Consider the following 23092-nt stretch of genomic DNA (forward strand, 5'->3'; position numbering starts at 1 on the left):
TCGAGAACGCGCCCGAACTGGGCTGAGCAGCAGTCGCCTCCGCGGCAGACATGGCGGGCCCAGGCGGGAGGTCGTGTCGAGCCGGCGCGGCCTCACATGGGTGGTCGACCAATGAGAAAAGCCCCTCCGCCGCTTGTCAGAGGGGCTTTCTCCCCTTCTGTTGGGCTGGCAGGATTTGAACCTGCGACCACTTGATGTCGGGGACTGTCGGAACCGACAGTCCCGAAAAGTGATGCGTCACCGCCTGCTGGGGCGATCACCTTGGCGTGCTATTGACCGCAGTGGCGGGTTGGAACAGTTCAATCAGGTTGCCGGTGGGGTCGGCGAGCAGAATTTGGCGGCCGCCCGGGCCGCTGACCAGGTCGCTGCGGAATTCGACGTCGGTGGCGCGGAGCCGTTCGATCTCGGCGTCGAGGTCGGCGACGACGAGGTGGATGCGATTGGCGCCTGGTCCGGCAGTGTCGGCGGGGGTGGCACGTGCGCCAGAACTGGCTGGGCCCGAAAGCAATAGGCGCAGTGGGCCGCGGACGACGTCGGCGAAAGCGGGGATGGCGTTGGTGTGCAAGGTGAAACCGAGGTGGTCGGTGTAGAAGTCGGCCGCTGCCTGGACGTCATCGACGAGGTAGCGGACGCTGGCGTACTCGGTGGTGGATGTTGTCATCGGGCAGTCCTTTTTGTGAGAGTCGGCAGCAGATAGCGGATGCGGGTGTCGATTTCGGCGGCCGTGGCTCGAAACCTCGGGTAAATGTCCTCGTCGCTGCCGTGTGCGGCCGCCGGGTCGGGGATGCTCCAGTGGATCCATCGAGGATCGTCACCGAACTCCGGACAGACCTCACGTGCCTTGTCGCACAGGGTGATCACCGCATCGAAGCGATGATCGGCGAGGGTGTCGAGGTGGCGGGGGAGGCGGCCGGACAGGTCGATGCCGTATTCCTCCCGCAGCACACGCATAGTGTCGGCGTGCATGGCCGGCTTCGGATTACTTCCGGCGCTGAGCACCTCGATTCGGCCGCCGGTGCGCAAGCGCAGCAGCTCTTCGGCGATCGCGGAGCGGGCGCTGTTGCCGGTGCAGACGAACAGCACCGCGAGCGGTGCCGAGGGTTCGAATGCGGTAGGCGCGGGCGTCATTCGTAAGGCCGGGTGCAGTACCGTCCCGGCTCCGGCGAGCATCTCGGCGCTGCGGTCCAGGTCCAGGTGGTAGTAGCTGTCTCGGCCGTCGTGACTGCTGCGCGTGGCGGTGACGAGGCCACCGTCCCGCAGTAGTCGCAGATGGTAGGAGACCAGATTCTGGGGCTCGCCCACGCGGGCCACCAGTTCGCGCACGCGGTAGTCGCTGTCCGACAGCGCGGTCAGCAGCTGCCAGCGCAAAGGGTGCGCGGCGAGATGAACAAATGGTGGGACGGCTTGACGAGTCGACGTCATGAGCCGAGGATAGCAGATAATGCATCAATTGCATTTGATGTATTCACCGAATCGGTCTGCGTCAGGAGCATGGTGTCCAGGAAATCGATGTCGGTCGCGACGGACGAGCTGCGGCGGAGCTGGGGACTGAGCGATGCTGTCATGATCGGACTCGGCTCCATGCTCGGGGCGGGGATCTTCGCTGCCCAGGCTCCGGCGGCGCGGGCGGCGGGTTCGGGACTGTTGCTCGGGCTCGCGGTGGCGGCGGTGGTGGCCTACTGCAATGCGACCTCCTCGGCGCGGTTGGCCGCACGCTATCCGGCCTCGGGCGGCACGTATGTGTATGGGCGCGAACGGCTCGGCGTGTTCTGGGGATATCTGGCCGGATGGTGTTTCGTGGTCGGCAAGACCGCGTCCTGCGCGGCAATGGCATTGACCGTCGGCGCGTACGCGTGGCCGGAGCAGGCCCACGCGGTCGCCGCCGCTGCGGTCATCACGCTGACCGCGGTGAACTATCGCGGCGTACAGAAGTCGGTCCTGCTGACCCGGGTGATCGTGTCGATCGTGCTGGCCGTGCTCGCCGCGGTGGTGGTCGCGGCCTTCACCTCCGGCGCCGCCGACGTCGCACGGCTGGAATGGGGTTCGGACATCACCGTTGTCGGGGTGCTACAGGCAGCTGGACTGCTGTTCTTCGCCTTCGCCGGATACGCGCGGATCGCGACGCTCGGCGAGGAAGTCCGCGATCCCGCCCGCACGATTCCCCGCGCGATTCCGCTCGCATTGGGAATCACCTTGCTCGTGTACGGGATTGTGCTGATCGCGGCGCTGAGTGTGCTCGGGCCACAAGGATTGTCCGAAAAGACCGCTTCGCTGTCGAGCGTGGTGGGTGCCGCCGGTGCCGACTGGCTCGAGCCGGTGGTGCGCACCGGAGCTGTGATCGCCGCGCTCGGTTCGCTGCTCGCCCTGATCCTTGGAGTCTCCCGCACGACGCTGGCGATGGCCCGCGACCGGCATCTGCCGCATGCCTTGGCGGCGGTGCATCCCCGATTCGCCGTGCCGCATCGCGCCGAACTCGTGGTCGGCGCGATTGTCGCCATCGCCGCCGCGACCACCGATGTCCGTGCCGCGATCGGGTTCTCGTCCTTCGGCGTACTGCTCTACTACGCGATCGCCAACGCGGCCGCGTGGACACTGACCCCGGCCGAGGGCCGACCGGCGCGGCTGATCCCCGTGATCGGGTTGCTCGGCTGCCTGCTCCTGGCGTGCACGCTGCCAGCGCTGTCGGTGCTGACCGGCAGCGCGGTCGTGGTTCTCGGTGCCGCGATCTACCTTGTCCGCCGCAGGTCCACCGCGACCGCGTGATTGCGATGAAGCCCGCCGCACGCACGGCACGCGCCCTCCGCGCCCATCTCTCCGAATACCTGCTGGGTTCGGCCCACTAGTACCGATCCTCAGCTGCCATCGCTTTCTCATCGAGGCGGGATCGGTCATGATCCAAGCGGCGACGCGGCGGGTGGCCAGCGGTTTCGGTGGCGGTGCCGGAATGTGGGCGGTGGCCCGGAACTGCTGGAGGTACGCGCGAACCATGCTCGCTTGGCCGCGGTAGCCGTGGTCCCGGATCTCCTCGAACAGCCTGGCGGCGTCGGTGTGGCCCTGGTTCCATCGGTCGTGCAGACAGGGCTTGAACTCGTCGAGCAGGCCCGCGCGGTACCCGGTGCCGTTGTTGACCAACAGTTCCTCCGGGGACAGAGCGCGTGCGAACCGGCGGGCGGTGTTGCGTGCCGAACCCAGGCGGGTCCCGATGGCCCGGATGGTTTCGCCTTCGGCCAGTAGCGCGTGGACTTGGACGTAGCGTTCCCGGGTGCGGACCGCGACCCGGTCGCGGCGTTGCGACGGCTCGATCGGCCCGCCGCCCAGACCAGCAGCGACCTCGCGGAGGTCGGGCAGTCGCGGCTCACTGGGACGCTCGACACCAGAGCTGAGACAGGATCGATGCCGGCGACGGTGCGCTCGACGGCCTCGGCGAGGTTGTGCCAGAGGTGCCAGCGGTCGGCGACCTGGATCGCATTCGGTGCGCCTTTCGTGGCTGCTTCGGCGTAGGCGCCGGCACGGTTGCGACAGACGATCTCGATTCCCGGATGCTCCTGCAGCCAGGCCGTCAGTGTTTCGGCGGTCCGATCGGTCAGGACGTCCACCGGTCGGCGGGTGTTCATGTCGATCGGGATCGTTCCGTAGCGGTGCCCGCGGCGCAGGGCGAAATCATCGACCCCGAGAACCACCGGAGTTGTTCGTCGCGGGTCCGGTAGGGCGCGGATCCTGCGTAGCAGAGTCATCCGACCGACCTGGGCCGCAAGGTGACCGGTCAACCGGGCGTGGGCGCGACCGCCGAGCGCCACGTGACCGGCCGCAGCACTCGTTCCAGCGAACGTGTCCGCCGCGGGTAACGGGCGGCGAGCTGTGGGAACTGCTCAGCGAAAGTTCCTCTCCCGCAGTCAGTGTTGTCGCAGAAGCCAACGAATTGATCAAAACGGACATCCCTGAAGCAGCAGCACCCGCAAATCAGCGGATCTGAACCACCACTTTGCCGAGGGCGCGTCCCGTACCTACGTGGGACAGCGCTTTCGCGGTCTCGTCGAGCGGGAAGGTGTGGTCGATGTGGATTCCGATCCGTCCTGCGACACATGCCTCCGCGAGGGGTGTGAAGTGCGCGGGCCCTTCCTTCACCGCGAGGACTCCGAGAGAACGCCCGGTCACCGATCCGGCGAGCACGCCGACCGTCGTCATCCGCAGCAACGCGCTCGTGGTGCCGCCGACGCAGCGGTACCGGCCGCCGCGGGCGACCGACCTGCGGTAGGCGAAGACCGACCGGTGGGCGACCAGGTCGAGTACTCGGTCGTATGGTCCGGTTCGGGTGAAGTTCTCGACGCGATAGTCGATAACCTCGTCTGCGCCGAGCGTGCGCATGAACGCCAGCTTGTCGGCGTTGTCGACCGCGGTCACGTGCGCCCCGGCGTTCTTGGCCAACTGGATCGCGAACGCTCCGGACCCGCCGCCCGCTCCGTTGATCAACACCGACATTCCGGCAGCCATATCGGCCGTGCCCTGTAGGGCGATCGCCCCGGCTTGGGGCAGGGTCGACGCTTCGGCGAAGCTCAGCGACGCCGGTTTGTGGGCCAGCGCCGATTCAGGAGCCACGGCATATTCAGCGAATCCGCCCTTGAGCATCAGATTGTCGCCGTAGACCTCGTCACCGGGTGCGAACAGGGTGACCTCGGAGCCGACGGCTTCGACCCGTCCGGCGATATCGGATCCGAGAACCGGGCGACCGGGAGCCCGGAGCCCGCCGATGCGCGAATACAGCGGCGTCCCCCGCAGCGTCTCCCAGTCGGAGAGGTTGATCGACGTCGCGTGCACCTGGACCAGCACCTGTTTCGGCGCCGGAGACGGCGTTGGGGTATCCGCGATCGACAGCACCTCGGGGCCGCCGTAGCGGTCGTACACGACGGCCCTCATGCGATACCGGCGCGGAGGATCGAGCGACAGCTTGACACGTGACAAACTCTAGTCGGCGGGCCTCGCCGCGGCCGGCGAACTGTGCGCCGGCCTTCTGTGCGAGTTTGCGACATAACGCATCTCATGTTCTCGGCGCAGGGTGTGGCCTAGGAAGCCGAGCGTGTCGACCGGCCCGACGGCACCGTTGTTCCGGCTCGGCGTGCAGCCCTCGGTCATCCCGGAGATACCGGGCCCCAGGAGACGACCGGCCAGCCACCTTCCGGCGGCTTCCCCTCAGGCACGCAGACCATGCCCCCGCTGATTACCGGCTCTTCGCTCTGCCCGGTCGTGCGATAGACGAGCCGAAAATCGCTGCCCGTGTGCGGAATCAACTCGGAAGAGCGCACAGTCGACCACGGTTCCCGGCGCCATCAGATCGCGCAGGCTGTCACCCTCGCCCAACGCACTCACATGCCGCTGGGCGCTCGTTGGTCGCCTGTCCGAAATCTGGCTCGGATCGATTGGGCGGCACGAACCTTCGCTCGCAGCCATGGGGTTGCGGCGGGATAAACGCACGGGGCCGTGGCTCCAGACCTGATCATAGGACTCGTGCATAACTGCTGTGTGGCGTGGTCTAGGCTGCTGTCCGCTCGACGGATCTTTTCCACCACCTACCGACACCGAAAGGCGCACATAGTGGTTCGTGGAAGACTTTTCGCTTCGATACTCGCGTTGACCGCCACTGTACTGGTCAATGTGGCCGGGCCGGCCAGCGCAACGACCAGCATATGGATCGGGAGAGCGTTCCCAGACGCACACGGCGACTACAGCTGGTGGGTCGTCGCCGAGATCACCTACGTCTGCGAACCCGGCCAGGCCAACGCCCTGTGGGTCAAGGTCGAGTCCGAACGGTTCAAAAGCCCGGAAGGCCAACCCGTCCGTATGAAAGACGAGGCGCTGGATCGGGTGACCTGTGACGGCGAATCTCGGCAGACGAAGGTCAGGGTGCCATTGGGCTACGACTACGGCGAGGGCCCGAATCGCGCAGATGCTCACGACGGCGACGGCATTGAACTCATGACGTATTACTACGATGGCCGTGCGGTCGAGATCACCGCCGCGTTCGCGTACCTGCCGCCTGACGCCGAGGACATGAGCCAGGTCGAGATCCATAAGGACACCACCGAGAACCGGACCCTGACTCTGACTCAGGAATAGTCCTCGGCCCGCAGCGGTCCGCTGCGCAGCGTGCGAGCTTGGAACGTGAGAACCGGCCAGATACTCTGGCCGGTTCTCGTTGTGTTCGGGAGCCTCAGGCGTTGAGCTCCCAGAACCAGGGTGCGTCTTCGTGCCAGAGTGCGTCGCGCGGTCGCCCGCTGTCCACCAGGATGCCGTCGACCCGGCGACTCACGTCGAGGTTATCCGGTTCGGACCACATGGCGAGCGGTTCGACCGTGAACCGGCTATCGAGTGCGAACCACAGGCACACATCCATGTACGGGTGCAGGCCTCGTGCGTCCAGGAGCCGGTACGCGGCGGCGACACCGTCACCGCCGGTTACCGGTAACCACCCGGTATTCGTTGTTGCGCAGAAAGACGACTCCCAGATCGACGCGCTCACCGCCGCCGGGTGCGAAAAGATCTGGGCCGACAAGGCAGGGCTGCCACCGAGTTCCGCGTTGTGGGTGGTGCGGGCGTTTGTTGTCAGTGTCGATGAGTGGGTGGTCGCGATCCCAGGGCTGCGGCGATGCCGGGGCTGTCGAAGCTGATGGGCAGTCCGTGCCCTGGAACCAAGGTGTGGGCGTGCACTCTTGCGAGGTTCGTAGCGGTGTCGTAGGTCAGCGCTTTGTCGTGGTTGAACACCGCCGGTAGTAGCTGGGGACCGGCGTGACGCCGCAGTGGATGCCCGGTGACGAGTGCGTCCCCGGAGAACAACACGCTTTCGGCGGGCATGAGGTAGGCGGTGTGGCCGCTGGTGTGCCCGGGGGTGGGGATCGCGACGAGCCCGCCGGGCAGCGCCGCCAGGGTGGCGGGCTCGACCGCCTGGGCTTGTGGGATGGCCATGCCGATGTGGCCGTGGACCGCGCGCAGGGTGTGGGCGACCCAGCGGCGGCCGCGGCCGGTGGCGAGTTGTTTGAGCATTCCGACTGGTGTGATCTGTTGCAGGTATTCACGTTTGGCGTGGCGCACTTCTTCGGCGCCGGTGTAGACGGGCATACCGACGTGTTCGATGAGCGTCGGGATCGCGCCGATGTGGTCGAGGTGGGCGTGGGTGATCAGCACGGCCCGCACGTCGGCGAGTCGGCGGCCGATCTGGCGGATCGAGTCGAGCACGTCGGCGGTGTCGGCGGGGTATCCGGCGTCTATCACGGTGACCCCGGAACCGTCGTCGATCAATGCCCAGTTGACGTTGGTGCCGGCTACGGCGTAGACGGAGTGGGAAACCTGATCGATTTTCATGTCGGGCCTACTTCTGGATGTCGTGTTCGATGAACCCGATGCCGTCGATTTCCAGGCGCAGATGGTCGCCGGGGGCGAGCCAGCGGCCCAGTTCCATCCCACTTCCACCGGGCAAGGTGCCGGTCGAGAGCAGTTCGCCGGGGTAGAGCTGTTCGCCGTGGGACACGTGCGCGATGGCTTGGGCCATCGAGTACCGGGCATCGTGTGTTCCGGTGCGAGCCACGGTCTGTCCATTGATCGTGACCGTGGCGGTCAATCGGTCGAGGCGGTCGGCGAGCGCGGGCCCGGCGGCCGCGGTCGCCGACATCGAGGTGAGGAAGTGCTTGGCTCGTTGCGGACCGAAACCCGAACGCATCTCCGCCAATTGGACATCGCGGGCGGAGAAGTCGTTGATCACCACCACCGCGGCGATCGCGGCCGCCGCCTGTTCGACGGTGGCGTCGCGCAGCGGAGCACCGAGCACGACGCCGAGTTCGAGTTCGAAATCCAGTGCCCGCGTGTAGGTCGGGGCACTGACCGGCACCCCGGAAGGGACGATGGTCAAGGCGTTGGACATGTAGTAGATCGGCTGCCGATACCACAGCGCGTGTGGCCGGAACGGCGGGAACGTGTGCCGGGTCAGCGTCTCGTAGGTGGTGGCGACACGGGAGGCCGCGGGCAGGAAGCGGCGGGCCAGGCCTCGTGCGGCGTCGACGGCATGCTTTTCGAAGATCATGAAGTCGCGGAACGAGACCGGGCATACCGGCAGGACGACGGTCCCGTCGCCCAGCCCCAGCGCGTCGTAGCGCGATATCTCGAAATCGACGGTGAATGCGGGCTCGATCCTCGGGAACTCCTGGCTGCGGTCGGTTTCGGTGTCGGTGCGCCAGCCCGTGCCGGTGTCGATCTGGGAGTCGATGCGGTGTGCGCTGCGATCGAGGATGCGCCGCATCCGTGGGATCGCGTGGGTGGCGGGGTCGTGGGGGTGGGTCATGCGGTGACCTCGGCGCGTACACCCAGGTGATCGCTAAGGAATTTCGTCGACAGAGCCGTCCACTGCTCGGCATGTCCCATGGCACAGTGGTCGTCCTCGGCATAGAGCACCAGTTGGGCATGCGGTGCGTCGATGGCGATGTCGATCGAGTCCCGGGTGTCGGCGAGGGTGTCGCGGGCGCCGTTGATCACCAGCAGCGGGATGTCGATGTGGCGATAGTGTTGGGCGAGTGAGAATTTCGCCAGCTTGCTCGACAGATCGGCGGGGCCGCTGGCACCGAGGGTCGAGGCCAGCGTCGAGACCATGATCTCGGGCATTCCGATCGCGTTGAGCAGCCCGAAGCTGCGGTCGGCGAGCGGACCGTTGGAGACCGCTACCGTCAGCCTCGGGTCGACGGCGGCCATACGCGTCGACCAGTAGGCGCCGAAACTGAAGCCCAGCATGCCGATCCGTCGCGGATCGATACGCGAGTCAGCGCACAGGTGATCGATGACGGCCGAGTAGATGGTCTCGGCGTCGATGGTCAGCGGCTCGGTGTAGGAGTAGGTGCCGGGCATCTCCATCACGAACACGCCCATGCCGGCGTCGCGTCGGGACAACAGCGGCAGCAGCGCTTCGGCGATGGTGCCTTCCAGACCGTTGGTGACCAGGATCGTCGGTACCGACACAGCACCGGCCGGGAGCATCAGCATGCCGCGGACGGTCTGCGTGCCGACCGGGATTCGCACCACTTCGACGCTCACTCCCATCGCGGCGTCGAGCGAGCACAGCAGCACTTCGCACAGCCGGTTGGAGCGCTCGTAGGCGGCCAGCCTGGCCGGGCTCCACCCCGGCCAGGCGGCGATGAACTCATACACCAGCGCCTTGATCAGCCCATCGATCGCGATCGCGGCATCGGCGGCGTCGGGATGGGCCGCACCGAACCGGTCGACCGCCTCGGGATCGGCCACGGGCCCGCGGTCGGCCAGGATCGTCACCGCGGGCGCGAGCAGCCCGCCCAAGGCGTGCGGATCACGCGGCGCGGCGGGGTCGAGCAATTGGTCGGTCGACGGTCCGCCCAGCCGCAGCAACGCCGTGTCGGCCCGCGCGAGGTGCTGGCGGGCGAAGTCCTCCCAGTACCCGGTCCAGCGGGTGTCGTCGAAGGACCGGCAGCCGTGCAGCTGGCGCTGGAATTCCTCTGGGTCGATCCCGCCGAGGTGGGTGAACCGGTCGGCGAACAGCCTGGGTAGGAACGCTGCCACACCGACGCGCCGGGCCGCACGCTCGGTGGTGTGTGTCATCGCGCGAGCGCTGATGAGCACTCGTTTACCGATCTCCCGCACTGACGCCATTGTTGTGCCTCTCGAACTCGAAATAGCAGAATCTTCTGCTTTTATGAGCGTAGGCACAGGTGATAGCCAAAAGCAAGATGTTCTGCTTTAGTATCGGGCTATGTCCGAAGCCGAGAACGTCGAGCCGCTGCGCCGGCCCGGAGGCCGCGCGGCGAAGGTCCGCGAAGCCGTGCATCGCGCCGTGCTCGAAGCTGTCGAGGAACACGGCGTGGACAAGGTCGGCATCCCCGACATCAGCCGCCGCGCCGGGGTCCGCGACAGTTCCATCTACCGGCGGTGGGGAACAAGAGAGAATCTGGTGCTCGATGTGATGCTCAGCGCGAGCGAGCGCACTCTGCCGCTACCGGACACCGGGTCGCTACGCGGAGACCTGACCAGCTTCGCCACCGCACTCATCGCCTACCTGCAAACCCCTCTGGGCACCGGACTTGCGCGCGCTCTGGCATTCATCACCGACTCCGAACAGATCGCAGAAGCACGAAAGACCTTCTGGCAAACCCGCTACGAAGCCAACCAGGCCATGGTCACCCGGGCGGTCGAACGCGGCGAACTACCCGTCGGCACCGACACCGGGACCGTTATCGAAACCCTCATCGCGCCGATACACTTCCGCCACTTCCTCACCCACGAACCGATGGACGACCGATTCGTCGACCAGCACGTCACCCGCGTGATCCGCGCACTGCAATCCGATCCGGCCGCACAAGCGACGGCCCACGACCCGTCCGGTACCCGTCGACGAACAGGAACGTGAATGACCGGCTCCGAACCCCCACAGTCTTCTGCCTATACCAACGGCCTGCGCACCCGCAAGGAAGTCATCGGCCAAGAGATGAGTCGAATCCCGGCACCTCTCCGATGAACGAGAAACCCCTTCCGACGCTGGTCGGAAGAGGTTTCCTGGGTCGGGCTGACAGGATTTGAACCTGCGACCACTTGACCCCCAGCTCTGGGCCAATGTCATTTGCACACGTCAAACCCGGTATTCGAGCATGCGGCAACATTCCATACGTGCTGGTCGTTCTCGGCCGCGCATAGCGTGTGGCCCCAGATTGGCCCCAGCTTTCGACGGCCAGCCGAATGTCGGCCGGCAGGTTTCTGGTTCGAGTCCAGATGGGGGAGCAGAAACACCAGTTCAAGCCCGCGAATCGGGCTTGATCTGCTTCTTTTCTTGGTCGCTGCTGTTGCGCGCTGGAGGGTGGAGTCGATCTGGGCGAGTTCGTCCTTGACGCCGGTGTGGCTGATTTGGACTTGACCCATAGGGCCAGATCACCGTGACCTGGTAGTAACGACCACCCTTGGATCGGCATCCGTTTCCGGCCGTTGTGGCCGTCGCGACCGGATCGCAGTCCCGCAAACCCAACCAATACGCTGCGGGCGCCGCAGGGCTGTCTCCGCATCGGGTCTTCGGTCTATGCGCCGACCGGTCCTCGAGGTGTCCTCAGATGGCCAAACGCGCCGCGATGCCATCGAGGACGGAGTCCAGACCGATCTGGAACTGCCACTGCAGGTCGTCCTTGCGGGCGGCGTCGTGGATATAGCGTGCGTACATCGGGTAACGGCCCGTGTTCAGCAGCCAGGTCATCTGGGTGGCCAGTCCGGCGCGCGCCTCCTCGCGGGTGGACCAGCCGCGCACGTGGAGCATCTGACTCAGCCTGACCTCCGAGTCGACCGCGCCGTGCACATAGGCGGTGACGGTGTTGTAGACCGCCATGGCGGTGTCCACGTCGAGCCCGAGGCCGTCGAGTGCGACGAGGACCGCTTCCGTCACGGCCAACTGGTTCGGGGTCGGCGCGCCGCACGGCACCCGCGTCGCCCACGAGTGCGCCACCAGGACATCCCGTATGCGCAGGGCGACCGACCGCAGGGTCGCGCGCCAGCCGTCCTCGCCGTCGGGTAGATCCAGCTCTCCGTAGACGAAGTCGACCATCAGCTCGAGTAGCTCGTCCTTGCCGGTGACGTAGCGGTAGGCGGCCATGGGGGCGACACCGAGTTCGGTGGCCAGGCGGCGCATGGTGACCGCATCGAGTCCCTCGGCGTCGGCGACAGCGACAGCGACCGCGGCGATCCGCCGGGGAGTGAGGGTGGTGCGGGGGGCCGGCGCCGGCCGTTCGATGCGCTCCCACACCGAGACGTGGTCCTTGTCCTCGCTCGCCGGCTGTCGCTCCTGGGAGGCCACCGCTGGGATCCTTCCGTCGAATAATGTCGTGTACATCGTACCTGAAGTGGACGTCGTACACGTCCGTGTGTACGTTGTATTTCATGGATACAACGTACACACGATCGAGGGCTTTCCGTGGCTGACGCGACTACCGACACCCTGCGCACCGCAGTGATCATCGGCAGCACCCGGGACGGACGGTTCGGTCCGGTCGCCGCCGACTGGATCGCCGGCCACATCGCACAGCGCGAGGACATGACGGCCGACCTGATCGACCTCGTGGAGACGCCCCTGCCGACCGTTTTCCCGGCGTTCGGGCAGGCTCCTTCCGACGATGCCACGGCACAGCTGGGCGCAGTGTCGCCGCGGCTGGCCCACGCTGATGCCTTCGTGATCGTCACCCCCGAGTACAACCACAGCTTCCCCGCGTCGTTGAAGAACGCGCTCGACTGGCACAACGAGCAGTGGCACGCCAAGCCGGTCGGCTTCGTCTCCTACGGCGGCCTAGCCGGCGGGCTGCGCGCCGTTGAGCATCTTCGTGTCGTGCTCGCCGAACTCCACGCGGTCACGATCCGCAACACAGTCAGCTTCCACAACTACGGTGAGGTCTTCGGTGTCGACGGCAAGCCGTCCGACCCCCGGTGCGACGTCGCCGCCAAAGCTCTGCTCGATCAGCTCAGCTGGTGGGGGCAGTCCCTGCGCGAGGCCAGACGCGTCCGCCCGTACGCCGTCTGACGTCGAAGGACGCCGACCGACATTCTCGCGCTTCTTCTTCGTGGCGCTCGCCGGACGGCGGATCCGCACAGCAGGCGTCCCCGGCCGGCCGGGGCGACCTCGAGCACTACTGCCCCGGATTCCTCTCAGCGACCGAGGCGGACCCCCAGCCCATACGCGCAAGCCGACCGCATGGCCTGAATCCCTCGTCGCAGCAGGTCGGCCTCTACCGAAAGCGAACACCGATGCCTACGAATCCCCTCGAACGTGCCAGGGACATCCTGGTCCGCCCTTTCTCCCTCGGCAGCCTCACGCTGCCCAACCGCGTGGTGATGGCGCCGATGACGCGCGAATTTTCCCCTGGAGGTGTGCCGGGCCACGACGTGGCGCAGTATTACGCCCGACGGGCGGCCGCCGGGATCGGTCTGATCATCACCGAGGGAACCTATATCGGCCATGACTCGGCGGGCAGCAGCGCCCGGGTCCCGCACTTCTACGGCGACGAGGCTCTGGCGGGCTGGTCGGCTGTGGCCGAGGCGGTCCATCAGGCGGGAGGCCGGATCATGCCGCAGTTGTGGCATGTCGGAATGGATCGCACCGTCGGCAATCCGCCGGTCCCCGACGCCCCGCGGATCGGCCCTTCCGGCATCGCCCTGGACGGCACGAACTCGGGGCGAGAGATGACCCGGGCGGACATCGACGATGTGGTCGCCGCGTACGCCTCGGCGGCGGCGACTGCCGAGGCACTGGGCTTCGACGGCGTCGAGATCCACGGTGGCCACGGCTATCTGATCGACCAGTTCCTGTGGGCCCACACCAACCGGCGCATCGACGCCTTCGGAGGCGACATCGTGGGCCGTACCCGTTTCGCCGCCCAGATCGTGGCCGCCTGCCGGGACAGCGTCTCCGGCGACTTCCCGATCTCCTTCCGGTTGTCGCAATGGAAGGTGAACCACTACCAGGCGCGGATCGCCGACACGCCGCAGGAGCTGGAGACCATACTCGGCCTGCTGGTCGACGCCGGCGCCGACGCTTTCCACTGCTCAACCCGGCGGTTGCAACTCCCCGAGTTCGAGGGCTCCGACCTGAACCTGGCGGGCTGGGCCAAGAAGCTTTCCGGGAAACCCGCCATCACCGTCGGCTCGGTGGGCCTCAGCAACGAGTTCTCCCAAATGTCACCAGCCGAAGTCACGGACATCGGCGAACTGCTCGACCGCATGGAGCGCGACGAGTTCGACCTCGTGGCGGTCGGCAGAGCCCTCCTGGGAGATCCCGAGTGGCTGGCGAAGGTCCTCGCCGGCCGCATCGACGAACTCACTCCCTTCCACGGGGGCCTCCTCGGCAGTCTCCGCTGAGCGCGGATCCACCGACCTGTTGGTGACAGATAATCGAAGGATTGGAGCAAGGCACAATGCACACCCGACCTACTCTCGGTGATCCCTCGCGTGCTACCACTGCCTACGAGGTAGCCTCACGGTTCGCCGAAGGGCTGCAACGGTCAGGCGCGGCACGCGACGCGTATGGCTACGACGCCGCTTTCGCGGCAGATGTATTGTGGGGCAGTCCATATGGCGCTTCGGTAACTGGCTACACCGAATTGAACGCCATCCACCGCCGCTTGATGAACGCACAGGTCGCGCCACCGTCACACTTCGAAGTCGTCGGCGCGACCTCGCCCGCGCCAGGGGTCGTGCTGACCCAGATCCGCAGGCTCGCCGCCGAAGCGGGCGGATTCTCCGAGATCGCCATGTACGTACTGATCGAGAAGGATGGCCGATGGTGGCTCGCGGGGGCGCAGAACACGCCGATCACGGATCCACCCCAACGAACCGAGTCCAGTTCATGACCTACTCGCGTAGGAATGTCTCACGCGCGGTGGTCGATGTCACGAGCTATCGAACATACGTGCGAAGTAATTGCATACCGGATGGCCGTCCGTCGAGACGGGCACGCTGATCGGTAACTGACGGCGGTTGAACTCTCCAGGCATTGCGCTATCGGACGCCAGCGCGGTGTTGTCGGTGCGCCGGTACACAATCGGGACGTCCTGGAAACGCTGCGCTCGCGGCGGCACGGCGAAAGTATGAGATTTTGACTGGCTCGGGTCGAATCCGGCCCCTCGCCGATGAACGAGAAAACCCCTTCCGATGCTGTTCGGAAGGGGTTTCTTCTGTCGGGCTGACAGGATTTGAACCTGCGACCACTTGACCCCCAGTCAAGTGCGCTACCAAACTGCGCCACAGCCCGTTGCGTCCGCTGTGCGGGCGCTCGAAGAGATTACCGCACGAGGCTGGAGGGGTGCTAATCGCCTGGTCAGAGTGGGTTGAAGTGTTGGGCTGACCGGGGGTGGATCGCCGGTCGGGGAGGGGTGGGCGGTCAGCGGTAGTCGTCCACGTGGTCTACGGCCCATTGGGCGAAGGTGCGGGCGGGTATGCCGGTGACCGACTCGGAAGTGGGGCCGACCGGGCTCGGTTCCGAGCCGGCCTTCGCCCACATGTCGAGGACGGGGCGGTAGTAGACGTCGGCTGCTTCCTCATAGGTCAGTTCGATCAGTTGGACCGGCTCGCCCAGGGCGGCGGCGATGGCGGCGACCTGCTGGTGGTGCGACAGGGATTCAGGGCCGGTGAGCGGGTAGGTCTTGCCCGCGTGGGAGGAGTCGTCGAGCGCCGCGATGGCCGCGTCGGCGATATCGGCTTCGTGGATGGGGGTCAGGTGCAGGTCGGGGAAGGGGACGCGGACGACGCGCTCGGCCTTGATGGTGGGAAACCAGGTGCGGGCGTTGGCGGCGAAGGCTCCCGGCCGCAGGACGGTCAGCGGCAGGCCGGATGCTCGCAGCGGGTTCTCGACCGCGAGATGCCTTGCGCCGATGGGGTTCTGGTCGTTGTCCGCCGCGATGGACGACAGCAGCACGACGTGAGCGACACCAGCGGCCTCGGCGGCGTCGATGAAGTTGCCGATGCCTTCCTCGGCGGCGTAGCAGAAGACCTTGTCCACACCCGCGAGCGCGGCGGTGACCGATTCCGGGTCGGTCAGGTCGAGTCCGACGAGTTCGACATCGTCCGGCACGGTGGTCTCGGCGGGGCGAGAGCTGGCCGCGCGCACCGGTTTTCCGGCCGCGCGCAGCTGGTCGACGACAGTCCGGCCGACGATGCCGCGAACGCCGGTGACGAGGTAGGTCATGAAATATCTCCTTCGGAAAGGGAATCGGTGAGATGGGCGAGAATGCGGCGCAACTGTTCGCCGTAGCGCTGCTCGAATTCGGCGGTCTGGGCCTCCACGCCGAACAGTTCGCGAACCTGGACCGGCAGCAGCAGTGGGGCGATGACCATCCCCATCACCGCGAGCTGAAACGCGGCCGGGTCGAGGTCGGCGGCGACCTCGCCGCGCTCTTGACGGCGCCTGGTCTCGGCGATGTCGGTCTCGGAGATCGGGTGCGTACCGGTCGGCGCGGCATCGGACAATCCCCGCCACATGAGCAAGCGGATGCCGCGGGGGTCGCGCAGACCGTCGCGGAGATAGTTCGTGACCACCTCCGCCAACGGCAGCGCCGGATCGCTGAAGGCGGCCTCACGCTCCAGCCAGTTCTGCTGGAGCGCCTGGTAGAGACCTTCCTTGCCGCCGAAGTAGTAGGTGATCAACTGCTTGTTGACACCGGCCCGCTCGGCGATGTCACCCACCCGGGCACCGGCGTAGCCCTTGGCGGCGAACTCCTCCAAAGCGGCCTCGAGCAGGCAGCGTCTGGTGCGTTCGGCGTCGCGGACGCGGTGAGCGGGATCAGGTGTGCGGTGTGGCGCCACAGACCCAGATTAGGTCATTATTTTACAAATGGCTAATTGTTTTAGACGCTCGGTGGATAGTCGAGGTGTGTTGCCTCGCACCGCAACCGCCCCATCGCTGTCAGACGAACGTCAGGGGCGGAGACGCCGGAAAGGTCACCGGAACGGCCGCCGGTGCGCGGTGGAAGGAGCTCGGCAGCCACTCCAGTTCGTCGGCGGGCACCGACAGCCGGATCTCTGGAAGGGCGTCCAGCAGTTGGTCGAGCGCTTCCTGGACGATGACCATGGCGACCGACTGGGCAGGACAGGTGTGTGGCCCGGCGCCCCAGGCCAGGTGCGAACGGTTGCCCTGGCGTTCGCCTGCCACCGCCGCGGGATCGTTGTTGCACGCCGCCAGACCGATCAACACCGGTTGGTGCTGGGGCAGCCACACATTCCCGACGATCTGCGGCTGGTTCGGGTATCGCACGCAGGAAATCGCAGTGGGAGGATCGGTGAACAGCACCTCGTCGATGGCGTCCCGGGTGGACAGCGCTCCGCCGAGCAGTTCGCCGCCGAATCGTTCATCGGTCAGCAGCAACAGCACGGTGACCGCGATGAGGTTCCACGTCGGTTCGGCGCCCGTGGTGTACAACGAGGCCATCTGCTGCACGAGTTCGGTTTCGCTCAACCGAGCCGGATGCTGTACCAGCCAGGACGCCACATCCGCCGCGGGCGCCGCGCGTTTGGCCGAGATCACCTCGAGCATCGCCGCGGCGAGCGTTCGATGGCCCGCCTCCGCCGAGGCCGCGTCGGCGGCGTCGCGCAGGCTCATCATCGCCGTGTAGGCGTTCTGCCGGACCTCCGGCGGGAATCCCAATACCTCTTCCAGCACCCTGACGGTGAGCGGGATCGCATACTGGCTGAGCAGATCCGCCGAACCGGCCGCGCAGAAACCGTTGATCAGGGACAGCGCGGTGTGTTCCACGGTGTCGCGCAGCGCGTGCAGGTCGATGCGATCGAGGCTGCCGGTGACGGCGTTCCGGTAGCGAGCATGCTCCTCTCCCGCCGTCCGCGACGCGTCCGGCCGCCAGCGCATCGCCCACGGCACCGGACATCCTTCCGGCACGTTCTGTTCCCATTCGCTGGGATCGGCCGAGAAATGCACGGCGTCGGTGAGCACGTCCAATGCCGTGCGGTAATCGATGATCAACGTCGCGGGCACCTCCGGCGCTACTTCGACCGGGACGAGCGGACCGTGATCGCCGCGCATCCGCCGGTATGCGGCGTGCGGGTCGGCCGCGAACTCGTTCGAATACAGCTTCACCCGCGTGCACCGTGGCGATCGAATGGCAGCGCAAGAGACGAGGGATCAGTCAAGACAGGCTCCTGGAAAGGAAATGCACGATCGAGAGCGGAATCCGCACGACTTCTCTGGCGTACGCGAATCCGGCCCTGCGCGGAATAGCCGGGTCGGCTACCGAGGGAAAGCGTGTGTGAGAGACCGACGACACGCAGCGGGTGAAAATAGTCGCAGGCCTGCCGATCGGATCGTGAATCCTGGCGATCCGTGTACCCGGTGCCACCTCGACACTTCTGAACTCCCCTGCTTACGCCGCCGGCATTCGGCGCCACGGCCGAACCCGGCAGTTATACCGACCGGTCTGCCAAAAGTGTTCGACCACAGCGTAATTCGACCAACGAGGGGAGCATACCCAGGTCTGTCGTCCTTCGCAGCGCGAGCAATTCGAGACAGCCATGCCCCGGCGAGCCATTCGCATCCGCGACGTTCTGCCCGGGCATGAATATCTGTGAACGCATCTCTGACAACGCGTGAACTGATCACCTCCGACGTGGTGCGTCAAACCATGACACTCGTGGGCGACGACTGCGCAGGGGCCTGCACGACAGTCAATTTCGAACGTTTGCGCAGCGTGAATCCCAGCGTCTCGTACAAATGGATCGCCGACGTATTGCCGGCGGAAGCGTGCAGAAACGGTGTCTCACCCCGCGCGCGGATGCCCGCGCCGACCGCGCGGACCAGGCGCGTGGCGAAGCCGCGGCCACGGAATCCGCCGTCGGTGCACACGGCGCTGATCTCGGTCCAGCCCGGCGGGTGCATGCGCTCTCCGGCCATCGCCACCAGTCTGCCGTCGACCCGCAGACCCAGATAGGTGCCCATCTCGATGGTCCGCGGAGCGAATGGGCCGGGTTGGGTGCGAGCGATCAGCTCGAGGATCTCGGGCACGTCCGCCGCGGTCAGCAGTTCCAGTTCCGGGTCGTGGGCGACGCGCAGGGCGGTGCCGTCCATCTGCACCGAGTCCATTTGGTTCAGGACCGTCCAGCCGTCGGGCGGCACGTGGCCGTAGCCGCGCAACGCGGTGCTGCCGCCCGGTCCGAGAAGTGTGGCCAGGTCGGCCCAGTCTCGTTCGTCCAGCACCGGCGGGTGGCCGACGAACCTGGCGACCTCCGGGTCGTAGCGGCCGATCCGGCCCACCCAGCCGGCGAACCGGCGGTGTTCGCCACGCAGCGACGCCCGCACCGGGTCGTCGAGCGGGTGTAGCGAGGTATCGACGTCGACAATCGAATCAGTGGTCACCGCGCACTCCTCCACAACAGCGTCCGACGAGAGAACGTTAGCGAGGCGCACGATCACCCGACACGGGTTGCGCTCACCGCGATTCCGATGCGTCGACCCGCGTGGAGGAACGGGCGGGTCATCGCGCGTGTGTCGAAACCATCGGTGTCTGCGGCGTATTCGCGCCGGTGCGGAAGTCGGGCGCGAACGCCGCCGCCGTCGCCAGGGCCGAGGCCGCGAAGCACAGCAGCACCGCCCAGCCCAGTGACGCCGCCGACGCGGTTCCACCGAACGCCAGTAGTACGCCGGTGGTGAGGGCGATGCAGAACGTGGCCGACAGCCGCTGCGTCAACTGTAGGAAGGACGCGGCCACCCCGTGCAACGACGAGGGCGAGAACGCCAGCGTCACCGCCCGCAGCGGCGGCTCCACCACACCGCTGGTGAGACCGCAGGCGACTTGGATCGCGGCCAGCACGAGGAACAGAATCCACCCGTCCAGGAACAGTGTCGTGGCGGCGGTCGCCGCCATGCAGGCGGTTTGGACGACGAGCCCGTAGGCGACGACCACGGACCCGTGCACCGCGAAAAGACGTTGCCCCCAACCCGCCGCGAAGATCCGGGCCAGCGCGGAGGGAATCAGTGCCAGCGCGACCACCAGCGCGGGGATCTTGTGGACCTGGAGGAAGTACACCGTCTTCACCGTGGTGAACGCGAGCATCGATCCGAACCACAGCAGCGCCACCACATTTCCCGCGACATAGCCCCGGGAACGCATCAAGGGCGGCGCGAACAGCGGCAGACGGCCGCGGCGGGCGTATGCGCGCTCCCAGATGGCCAGTCCGGTGACGAGAAGCCCGCTCGCGCCGACGATGGCGGCGACCGCTGGGGCGGGGAGACCTGGATCGATGACGGGGACCGTCACGATGACGACGAGCAGCCCGAGCGCCGCGATCCCTGGGAGGTCCAGATCGGTCGAGCGGCGCCCACGGACGTCCCGAGGGAGCCCGCGGAGGCCCAGCGCGACCGTGGCGAGCGTGAACGGCACGGGTAGCACCAGCACGGCGCGCCAGCCCAGATCCGGCGGCAGCACCCAGAGTGCCGTCCCGGCGAGGACCGGCCCGGCGATCGCGGCCAGCGCGCCCGCGGTGGTGTATGCCGCGAGAGCGCGCAGGCGGGCGGCTCCGGTGAAGACGTCCTGGATGACGCCGAGCACCTGCGCGCTGATCACCCCCGCGCCGAAGCCCTGCACCAACCGGCCCGCGATCAGCGGCCACGCGCCGGGGGCGAACGCGGAGACGACGGCGCCCACGAGGAACAGCCCGAGTCCGGCGACGAACAGGTTGCGGCGGCCGTACGCGTCGCCGAGCCGCCCGGCGGGGGCGAGCCCGAGGCCGAAGGTCAGCGAGTACGACGCCAGGTACCACTGCACGTCCGAGTTCGCCAGACCGAGCGTCGACCGCACGTCCGGCGCCGTGAAAGCGACCGCCGCGGAGTCGAGCAGCGTCGCGAAGCCCGCCCCCAGGCAGCACCAGAGAGCGGCAGCCCGATCACGGATGACCGGTGGGCGGGTGACCGAGGATTGCGGTGAGTGCCTCAATTCGGCACCTGTCCCGCACCGCCGTGCGGCCTGATCCGGCCGCCGGTGGTCGTCGCATGCATGCCGGAAGTATCGAGCCGCGACGAATCGATCGGAAGCTTTAGGATCGCCCCGATCTCATGGCCGATCGCGCGGCAGGCGGGCCGGAGAGGCGCCGAATCCCACGCTTTCTTGACCTGCCGGTCGAAAACTATTACGGTTCGGATCATGGGCAGACCGCGCAACTTCGACCCGGACACGGTGGTGGAACGGGCCATGGAGGCGTTCTGGACCCATGGGTACGCCAACACCTCGCCCGCGCAGCTGGCCGAGGCCACCGGGGTCGGCAAGGGGAGTCTCTACCACGCTTTCGGTAGCAAACGCGCGTTGTTCGACCAGGCTTTGGATCGCTACGACCGGCTCGGTGCCGAGCTGGCCGCCGAGATTCTGTCCCGCCCGGGTTCCACTCGCGACTGTCTGGCCACGTTCCTGTGCGGTCTGGTGGATTCCGACCTGGCCCAGCCGGTTCGGCGCGGCTGCTTGGCGGTGAACACCGCCATGGAACTGGGTGGACGCGACCCGGAGATCACCCGGGCGGTCCGCGCCATGCAGGACCGTGTGATCGGAGCGTTGGAGACTCGCATCGATCAGGGGCGGCGCGACGGTGACGTGCGCGCCGAGGCCGACCCTCGGGCGGCGGCCGAATTCTTGATGAACACCATCGTCGGCCTGCGAGTGATGGCCAAGACCTACGATGCGCCCACGTTGCATCGCGTCATCGATACCGCTTTGACCAGCCTCTGAATTCCGATGCCCGACCGTCGGCCGCTTGCTGCCCACATTATTGACCTGTAGTTCAAGAAAGAAAGGTTCCCTCATGGATCTCGAACTGTCCGGCAAGACCGCCGTCGTCACCGGCGCAAGTCGCGGCATCGGCCTCGCGGTGGCGGAGGCGTTGACCGCCGAAGGTGTCCGGGTGGTCGGCGCCGCGCGCACCATCACCCCCGAGCTCGAAAAGGCCAGTGTCGCGGCCGTTCCCGTCGACCTCTCCACTTCCGAGGGGGCAACTCGGTTGATCGATGCCGCCCTCGAAGAACTGGGCGGCGTCGATATCGTGATCAACAACGTCGGCGCGGTGAACGCCGCGCGCCTGGAGTTGGGCGGATTCCTCGAGGTCGAGGACGCGCAGTGGCGCGAGCTGTTCGACCTGAATCTGTTCAGCGCGATCTGGGTGACCCGTGCGGCCCTGCCCAGCCTGCTGGAGCGGCGCGGCTCGATCATCACCATCTCGTCGATCAACAAGCACATTCCCGCCGCGGGCCCGGTCGGTTACAGCGAGGCCAAGGCCGCGTTGACCGCGCTCACCAAGCGGCTCAGCGAGGAATTCGGGCCGCGCGGAGTGCGGGTCAACACCGTCTCTCCCGGCGTGGTCGGCACGCCGCTGTGGCGTGGACCCGATGGCGTCGGTGCCAAGTTCGCTGCCGCGCAGGGCGTTTCGCAGGAGGAACTGCTCGCGGCCGTGCCCGAGCAGTTCGGCATCGCCTCCGGCCGGATCAGCGAGCCGGAGGAGGTCGCCGCTCTCGTCGCCTTCCTCGCGTCACCGAAAGCCGCCAATATCGTCGGTGCGGACTACGTCATCGACGGAGGCACCTTGAAGATCGCCTGACCGAGCCCGCGGCGGGAGTGCTCACCGCTCCCGCCGCATCGGCTTCCGACTTGAATGCGTTCGCGCACTTCATATTCCGGATCAGACCGCGACTGTCGCGTCCGGCAGCGTAGGCGTGTAGCGTGGCTGGCCGAGCAGCGCGGATAGGAGCGGACCGGTGCGTGTCCATCATCTGGATGCCGGGGGAACTCGTCCCTTCGGAGGCCGTTTGTTCGACGGCAGGCCGGGGTTTCGGCGTGCGGCCGCCGGGGCGTGTCATTGCCTGGTGATCGAGCACTCCGCCGGGCTGGCCTTGGTCGACACGGGTTACGGCGAGCAGGCGCTGACCCGGCCGGATGCCTGGGTGGGTCGTCAACTCATCCGGCAATCGAATCCGGTACTCGATCAGCCGATCGCCCGCCAGATCGAGGCGCTCGGTTTCTCCCGCGACGACGTCCGGGACATCATCGTCACGCATCTCGATCTCGATCACGCCGGTGGCCTCGCCGATTTCCCGCGGGCCACCGTGCATGTACACCGAGCGGAACTGGACGCCGTCGCGGGGCCGTTCGGCCGGCGCGAGAAGTTGCGGTATCGGCCGGTGCAATTCGAGCACGGACCCGCGTGGTCGGTGTACGACGAAACCGACAGCGACGCGGAGCGCTGGTTCGGGTTCCGAGCGGTGCGAGAACTGCGGGGACTGCCCCCGGAAATACTCCTGGTTCCGCTGGCCGGACACACGCTTGGTCACGTCGGTGTCGCGGTCGACACCGGAAACGGCTGGCTGTTGCACGCCGGTGACGCATACACCTACCACGGGCAGATGAGTGCGAAGCCGTCGATGCCGTTGGGTGCGCGAATCTTCCAGTGGTACGTGGACACTCGGCGACAGTCCCGCATCGAGAATCAGCAGCGGCTACGGGAACTCGTCCGCGACAACGGCGACGCGGTGACGGTTTTCTCCGCCCACTGTGCGACGGAGTTCGAACGACTCCGCGGTTGACAC

Annotated in this window: 23 protein-coding genes and 1 tRNA gene; 9 read left to right on the plus strand and 15 right to left on the minus strand. The window is 66.9% G+C overall.

Going from position 1 to position 23092, the window contains the following annotated elements:
- Positions 1 to 256: 256 nt before the first annotated feature.
- Positions 257 to 661 carry a VOC family protein gene (locus tag ON21_RS35060; protein ID WP_039805336.1) on the minus strand — a complete coding sequence of 135 codons (405 nt, stop codon included), beginning with the start codon at positions 659 to 661 and terminating at the stop codon, positions 257 to 259.
- Entirely contained in the window at positions 658 to 1422 is a 765-nt protein-coding gene (locus tag ON21_RS35065) for an arsenate reductase/protein-tyrosine-phosphatase family protein (RefSeq protein ID WP_039805337.1), read from the minus strand. Before ON21_RS35065 ends, ON21_RS35060 begins: the two co-directional genes overlap by 4 nt.
- Positions 1423 to 1509: 87 nt before the next feature.
- Here ON21_RS35065 and ON21_RS35070 point away from each other — a divergent pair, with 87 nt between their 5' ends.
- A complete protein-coding gene (locus ON21_RS35070) occupies positions 1510 to 2763 on the plus strand; it encodes an APC family permease (RefSeq protein WP_218004215.1) in 1254 nt (417 codons plus the stop codon).
- A gap of 125 nt (positions 2764 to 2888) precedes the next feature.
- Here the strand turns inward: ON21_RS35070 and ON21_RS37790 are convergent, their stop codons facing one another.
- Both ON21_RS37790 and ON21_RS35080 read right to left on the minus strand, forming a co-directional pair.
- On the minus strand, positions 2889 to 3734 hold the full coding sequence (locus ON21_RS37790) for a transposase (protein WP_157171175.1): 846 nt from the start codon (positions 3732 to 3734) through the stop codon (positions 2889 to 2891).
- A gap of 226 nt (positions 3735 to 3960) precedes the next feature.
- Entirely contained in the window at positions 3961 to 4914 is a 954-nt protein-coding gene (locus tag ON21_RS35080) for an NAD(P)-dependent alcohol dehydrogenase (protein WP_039805343.1), read from the minus strand.
- A gap of 711 nt (positions 4915 to 5625) precedes the next feature.
- Between ON21_RS35080 and ON21_RS35085 the strand changes: the two genes are divergently transcribed.
- The gene (locus ON21_RS35085) at positions 5626 to 6111 is read left to right on the plus strand and encodes a hypothetical protein (RefSeq protein WP_039805344.1); all 486 of its coding nucleotides are present in this window, start codon (positions 5626 to 5628) and stop codon (positions 6109 to 6111) included.
- Positions 6112 to 6205: 94 nt separating this feature from the next.
- On the opposite strand, the gene ON21_RS39165 is transcribed toward ON21_RS35085, so the two are convergent.
- Genes ON21_RS39165 through ON21_RS35105 form a run of 4 tightly spaced genes read right to left on the minus strand, consistent with a single transcriptional unit; the run spans position 6206 to position 9657 of the window.
- On the minus strand, positions 6206 to 6547 hold the full coding sequence (locus ON21_RS39165) for a hypothetical protein (protein WP_218004216.1): 342 nt from the start codon (positions 6545 to 6547) through the stop codon (positions 6206 to 6208).
- A 50-nt stretch (positions 6548 to 6597) separates the two neighbouring features.
- On the minus strand, positions 6598 to 7353 hold the full coding sequence (locus ON21_RS35095) for an MBL fold metallo-hydrolase (protein WP_039805348.1): 756 nt from the start codon (positions 7351 to 7353) through the stop codon (positions 6598 to 6600).
- 7 nt (positions 7354 to 7360) lie between these two features.
- The gene (locus ON21_RS35100) at positions 7361 to 8326 is read right to left on the minus strand and encodes a fumarylacetoacetate hydrolase family protein (RefSeq protein ID WP_039805350.1); all 966 of its coding nucleotides are present in this window, start codon (positions 8324 to 8326) and stop codon (positions 7361 to 7363) included.
- Complete coding sequence (locus tag ON21_RS35105; protein ID WP_039805351.1) at positions 8323 to 9657, minus strand: alpha/beta hydrolase family protein; 1335 nt, start codon at positions 9655 to 9657, stop codon at positions 8323 to 8325. Before ON21_RS35105 ends, ON21_RS35100 begins: the two co-directional genes overlap by 4 nt.
- A 100-nt stretch (positions 9658 to 9757) precedes the next feature.
- Between ON21_RS35105 and ON21_RS35110 the strand changes: the two genes are divergently transcribed.
- Positions 9758 to 10411 carry a TetR/AcrR family transcriptional regulator gene (locus tag ON21_RS35110; protein ID WP_063821192.1) on the plus strand — a complete coding sequence of 218 codons (654 nt, stop codon included), beginning with the start codon at positions 9758 to 9760 and terminating at the stop codon, positions 10409 to 10411.
- Positions 10412 to 11098: 687 nt separating this feature from the next.
- Here the strand turns inward: ON21_RS35110 and ON21_RS35115 are convergent.
- Complete coding sequence (locus tag ON21_RS35115) at positions 11099 to 11836, minus strand: TetR/AcrR family transcriptional regulator (RefSeq protein WP_039805353.1); 738 nt, start codon at positions 11834 to 11836, stop codon at positions 11099 to 11101.
- A gap of 117 nt (positions 11837 to 11953) precedes the next feature.
- Between ON21_RS35115 and ON21_RS35120 the strand changes: the two genes are divergently transcribed.
- The 3 genes from ON21_RS35120 to ON21_RS40535 all read left to right on the plus strand — a co-directional run bounded on the left by ON21_RS35120 (position 11954) and on the right by ON21_RS40535 (position 14378).
- Positions 11954 to 12553: an NADPH-dependent FMN reductase gene (locus ON21_RS35120; RefSeq protein ID WP_039805355.1), complete on the plus strand. Its 600-nt coding sequence runs from the start codon at positions 11954 to 11956 to the stop codon at positions 12551 to 12553.
- 224 nt (positions 12554 to 12777) lie between these two features.
- Entirely contained in the window at positions 12778 to 13887 is a 1110-nt protein-coding gene (locus tag ON21_RS35125) for an NADH:flavin oxidoreductase (protein WP_039805356.1), read from the plus strand.
- Between the two features lie 266 nt (positions 13888 to 14153).
- A complete protein-coding gene (locus tag ON21_RS40535; RefSeq protein ID WP_245562864.1) occupies positions 14154 to 14378 on the plus strand; it encodes a hypothetical protein in 225 nt (74 codons plus the stop codon).
- Positions 14379 to 14705: 327 nt separating this feature from the next.
- On the opposite strand, the gene ON21_RS35135 is transcribed toward ON21_RS40535, so the two are convergent.
- The 6 genes from ON21_RS35135 to ON21_RS35160 form a co-directional block, all read right to left on the minus strand.
- A tRNA-Pro gene (locus tag ON21_RS35135) sits at positions 14706 to 14779 on the minus strand.
- A gap of 129 nt (positions 14780 to 14908) precedes the next feature.
- Entirely contained in the window at positions 14909 to 15712 is an 804-nt protein-coding gene (locus tag ON21_RS35140; RefSeq protein ID WP_039805360.1) for an SDR family oxidoreductase, read from the minus strand.
- Entirely contained in the window at positions 15709 to 16329 is a 621-nt protein-coding gene (locus ON21_RS35145) for a TetR/AcrR family transcriptional regulator (RefSeq protein WP_039805362.1), read from the minus strand. Before ON21_RS35145 ends, ON21_RS35140 begins: the two co-directional genes overlap by 4 nt.
- A 100-nt stretch (positions 16330 to 16429) precedes the next feature.
- The gene (locus tag ON21_RS35150) at positions 16430 to 17614 is read right to left on the minus strand and encodes a cytochrome P450 family protein (RefSeq protein ID WP_245562865.1); all 1185 of its coding nucleotides are present in this window, start codon (positions 17612 to 17614) and stop codon (positions 16430 to 16432) included.
- 534 nt (positions 17615 to 18148) lie between these two features.
- On the minus strand, positions 18149 to 18886 hold the full coding sequence (locus ON21_RS35155) for a GNAT family N-acetyltransferase (RefSeq protein ID WP_039805472.1): 738 nt from the start codon (positions 18884 to 18886) through the stop codon (positions 18149 to 18151).
- A gap of 118 nt (positions 18887 to 19004) precedes the next feature.
- Entirely contained in the window at positions 19005 to 20462 is a 1458-nt protein-coding gene (locus tag ON21_RS35160) for an MFS transporter (RefSeq protein ID WP_051021805.1), read from the minus strand.
- Between the two features lie 207 nt (positions 20463 to 20669).
- Here ON21_RS35160 and ON21_RS35170 point away from each other — a divergent pair, with 207 nt between their 5' ends.
- From ON21_RS35170 to ON21_RS35180, 3 genes are all read left to right on the plus strand, one after another.
- Positions 20670 to 21245 carry a TetR/AcrR family transcriptional regulator gene (locus tag ON21_RS35170; RefSeq protein WP_039805368.1) on the plus strand — a complete coding sequence of 192 codons (576 nt, stop codon included), beginning with the start codon at positions 20670 to 20672 and terminating at the stop codon, positions 21243 to 21245.
- Positions 21246 to 21318: 73 nt separating this feature from the next.
- On the plus strand, positions 21319 to 22107 hold the full coding sequence (locus ON21_RS35175) for an oxidoreductase (RefSeq protein WP_039805369.1): 789 nt from the start codon (positions 21319 to 21321) through the stop codon (positions 22105 to 22107).
- Positions 22108 to 22264: 157 nt separating this feature from the next.
- Positions 22265 to 23089 (plus strand): MBL fold metallo-hydrolase, encoded by an 825-nt coding sequence (locus tag ON21_RS35180; protein WP_039805370.1) that lies wholly within the window; start codon positions 22265 to 22267, stop codon positions 23087 to 23089.
- The last annotated feature ends 3 nt before the right edge of the window (positions 23090 to 23092 follow it).

This window comes from Nocardia araoensis NBRC 100135, assembly GCF_000308435.1.
GTDB classification, from domain to species: domain Bacteria; phylum Actinomycetota; class Actinomycetes; order Mycobacteriales; family Mycobacteriaceae; genus Nocardia; species Nocardia araoensis.

What these genes read in the sequence shown, in the direction of transcription:
- ON21_RS35060 (WP_039805336.1), bottom strand. Translation starts at nt 661, where the DNA reads ATGACAACATCCACCACCGAGTACGCCAGCGTCCGCTACCTCGTCGAT.
- ON21_RS35065 (WP_039805337.1), bottom strand. Translation starts at nt 1,422, where the DNA reads ATGACGTCGACTCGTCAAGCCGTCCCACCATTTGTTCATCTCGCCGCG.
- ON21_RS35070 (WP_218004215.1), top strand. Translation starts at nt 1,510, where the DNA reads ATGTCGGTCGCGACGGACGAGCTGCGGCGGAGCTGGGGACTGAGCGAT.
- ON21_RS37790 (WP_157171175.1), bottom strand. Translation starts at nt 3,734, where the DNA reads ATGACTCTGCTACGCAGGATCCGCGCCCTACCGGACCCGCGACGAACA.
- ON21_RS35080 (WP_039805343.1), bottom strand. Translation starts at nt 4,914, where the DNA reads ATGAGGGCCGTCGTGTACGACCGCTACGGCGGCCCCGAGGTGCTGTCG.
- ON21_RS35095 (WP_039805348.1), bottom strand. Translation starts at nt 7,353, where the DNA reads ATGAAAATCGATCAGGTTTCCCACTCCGTCTACGCCGTAGCCGGCACC.
- ON21_RS35100 (WP_039805350.1), bottom strand. Translation starts at nt 8,326, where the DNA reads ATGACCCACCCCCACGACCCCGCCACCCACGCGATCCCACGGATGCGG.
- ON21_RS35105 (WP_039805351.1), bottom strand. Translation starts at nt 9,657, where the DNA reads ATGGCGTCAGTGCGGGAGATCGGTAAACGAGTGCTCATCAGCGCTCGC.
- ON21_RS35110 (WP_063821192.1), top strand. Translation starts at nt 9,758, where the DNA reads ATGTCCGAAGCCGAGAACGTCGAGCCGCTGCGCCGGCCCGGAGGCCGC.
- ON21_RS35125 (WP_039805356.1), top strand. Translation starts at nt 12,778, where the DNA reads ATGCCTACGAATCCCCTCGAACGTGCCAGGGACATCCTGGTCCGCCCT.
- ON21_RS40535 (WP_245562864.1), top strand. Translation starts at nt 14,154, where the DNA reads ATGAACGCACAGGTCGCGCCACCGTCACACTTCGAAGTCGTCGGCGCG.
- ON21_RS35140 (WP_039805360.1), bottom strand. Translation starts at nt 15,712, where the DNA reads ATGACCTACCTCGTCACCGGCGTTCGCGGCATCGTCGGCCGGACTGTC.
- ON21_RS35170 (WP_039805368.1), top strand. Translation starts at nt 20,670, where the DNA reads ATGGGCAGACCGCGCAACTTCGACCCGGACACGGTGGTGGAACGGGCC.
- ON21_RS35175 (WP_039805369.1), top strand. Translation starts at nt 21,319, where the DNA reads ATGGATCTCGAACTGTCCGGCAAGACCGCCGTCGTCACCGGCGCAAGT.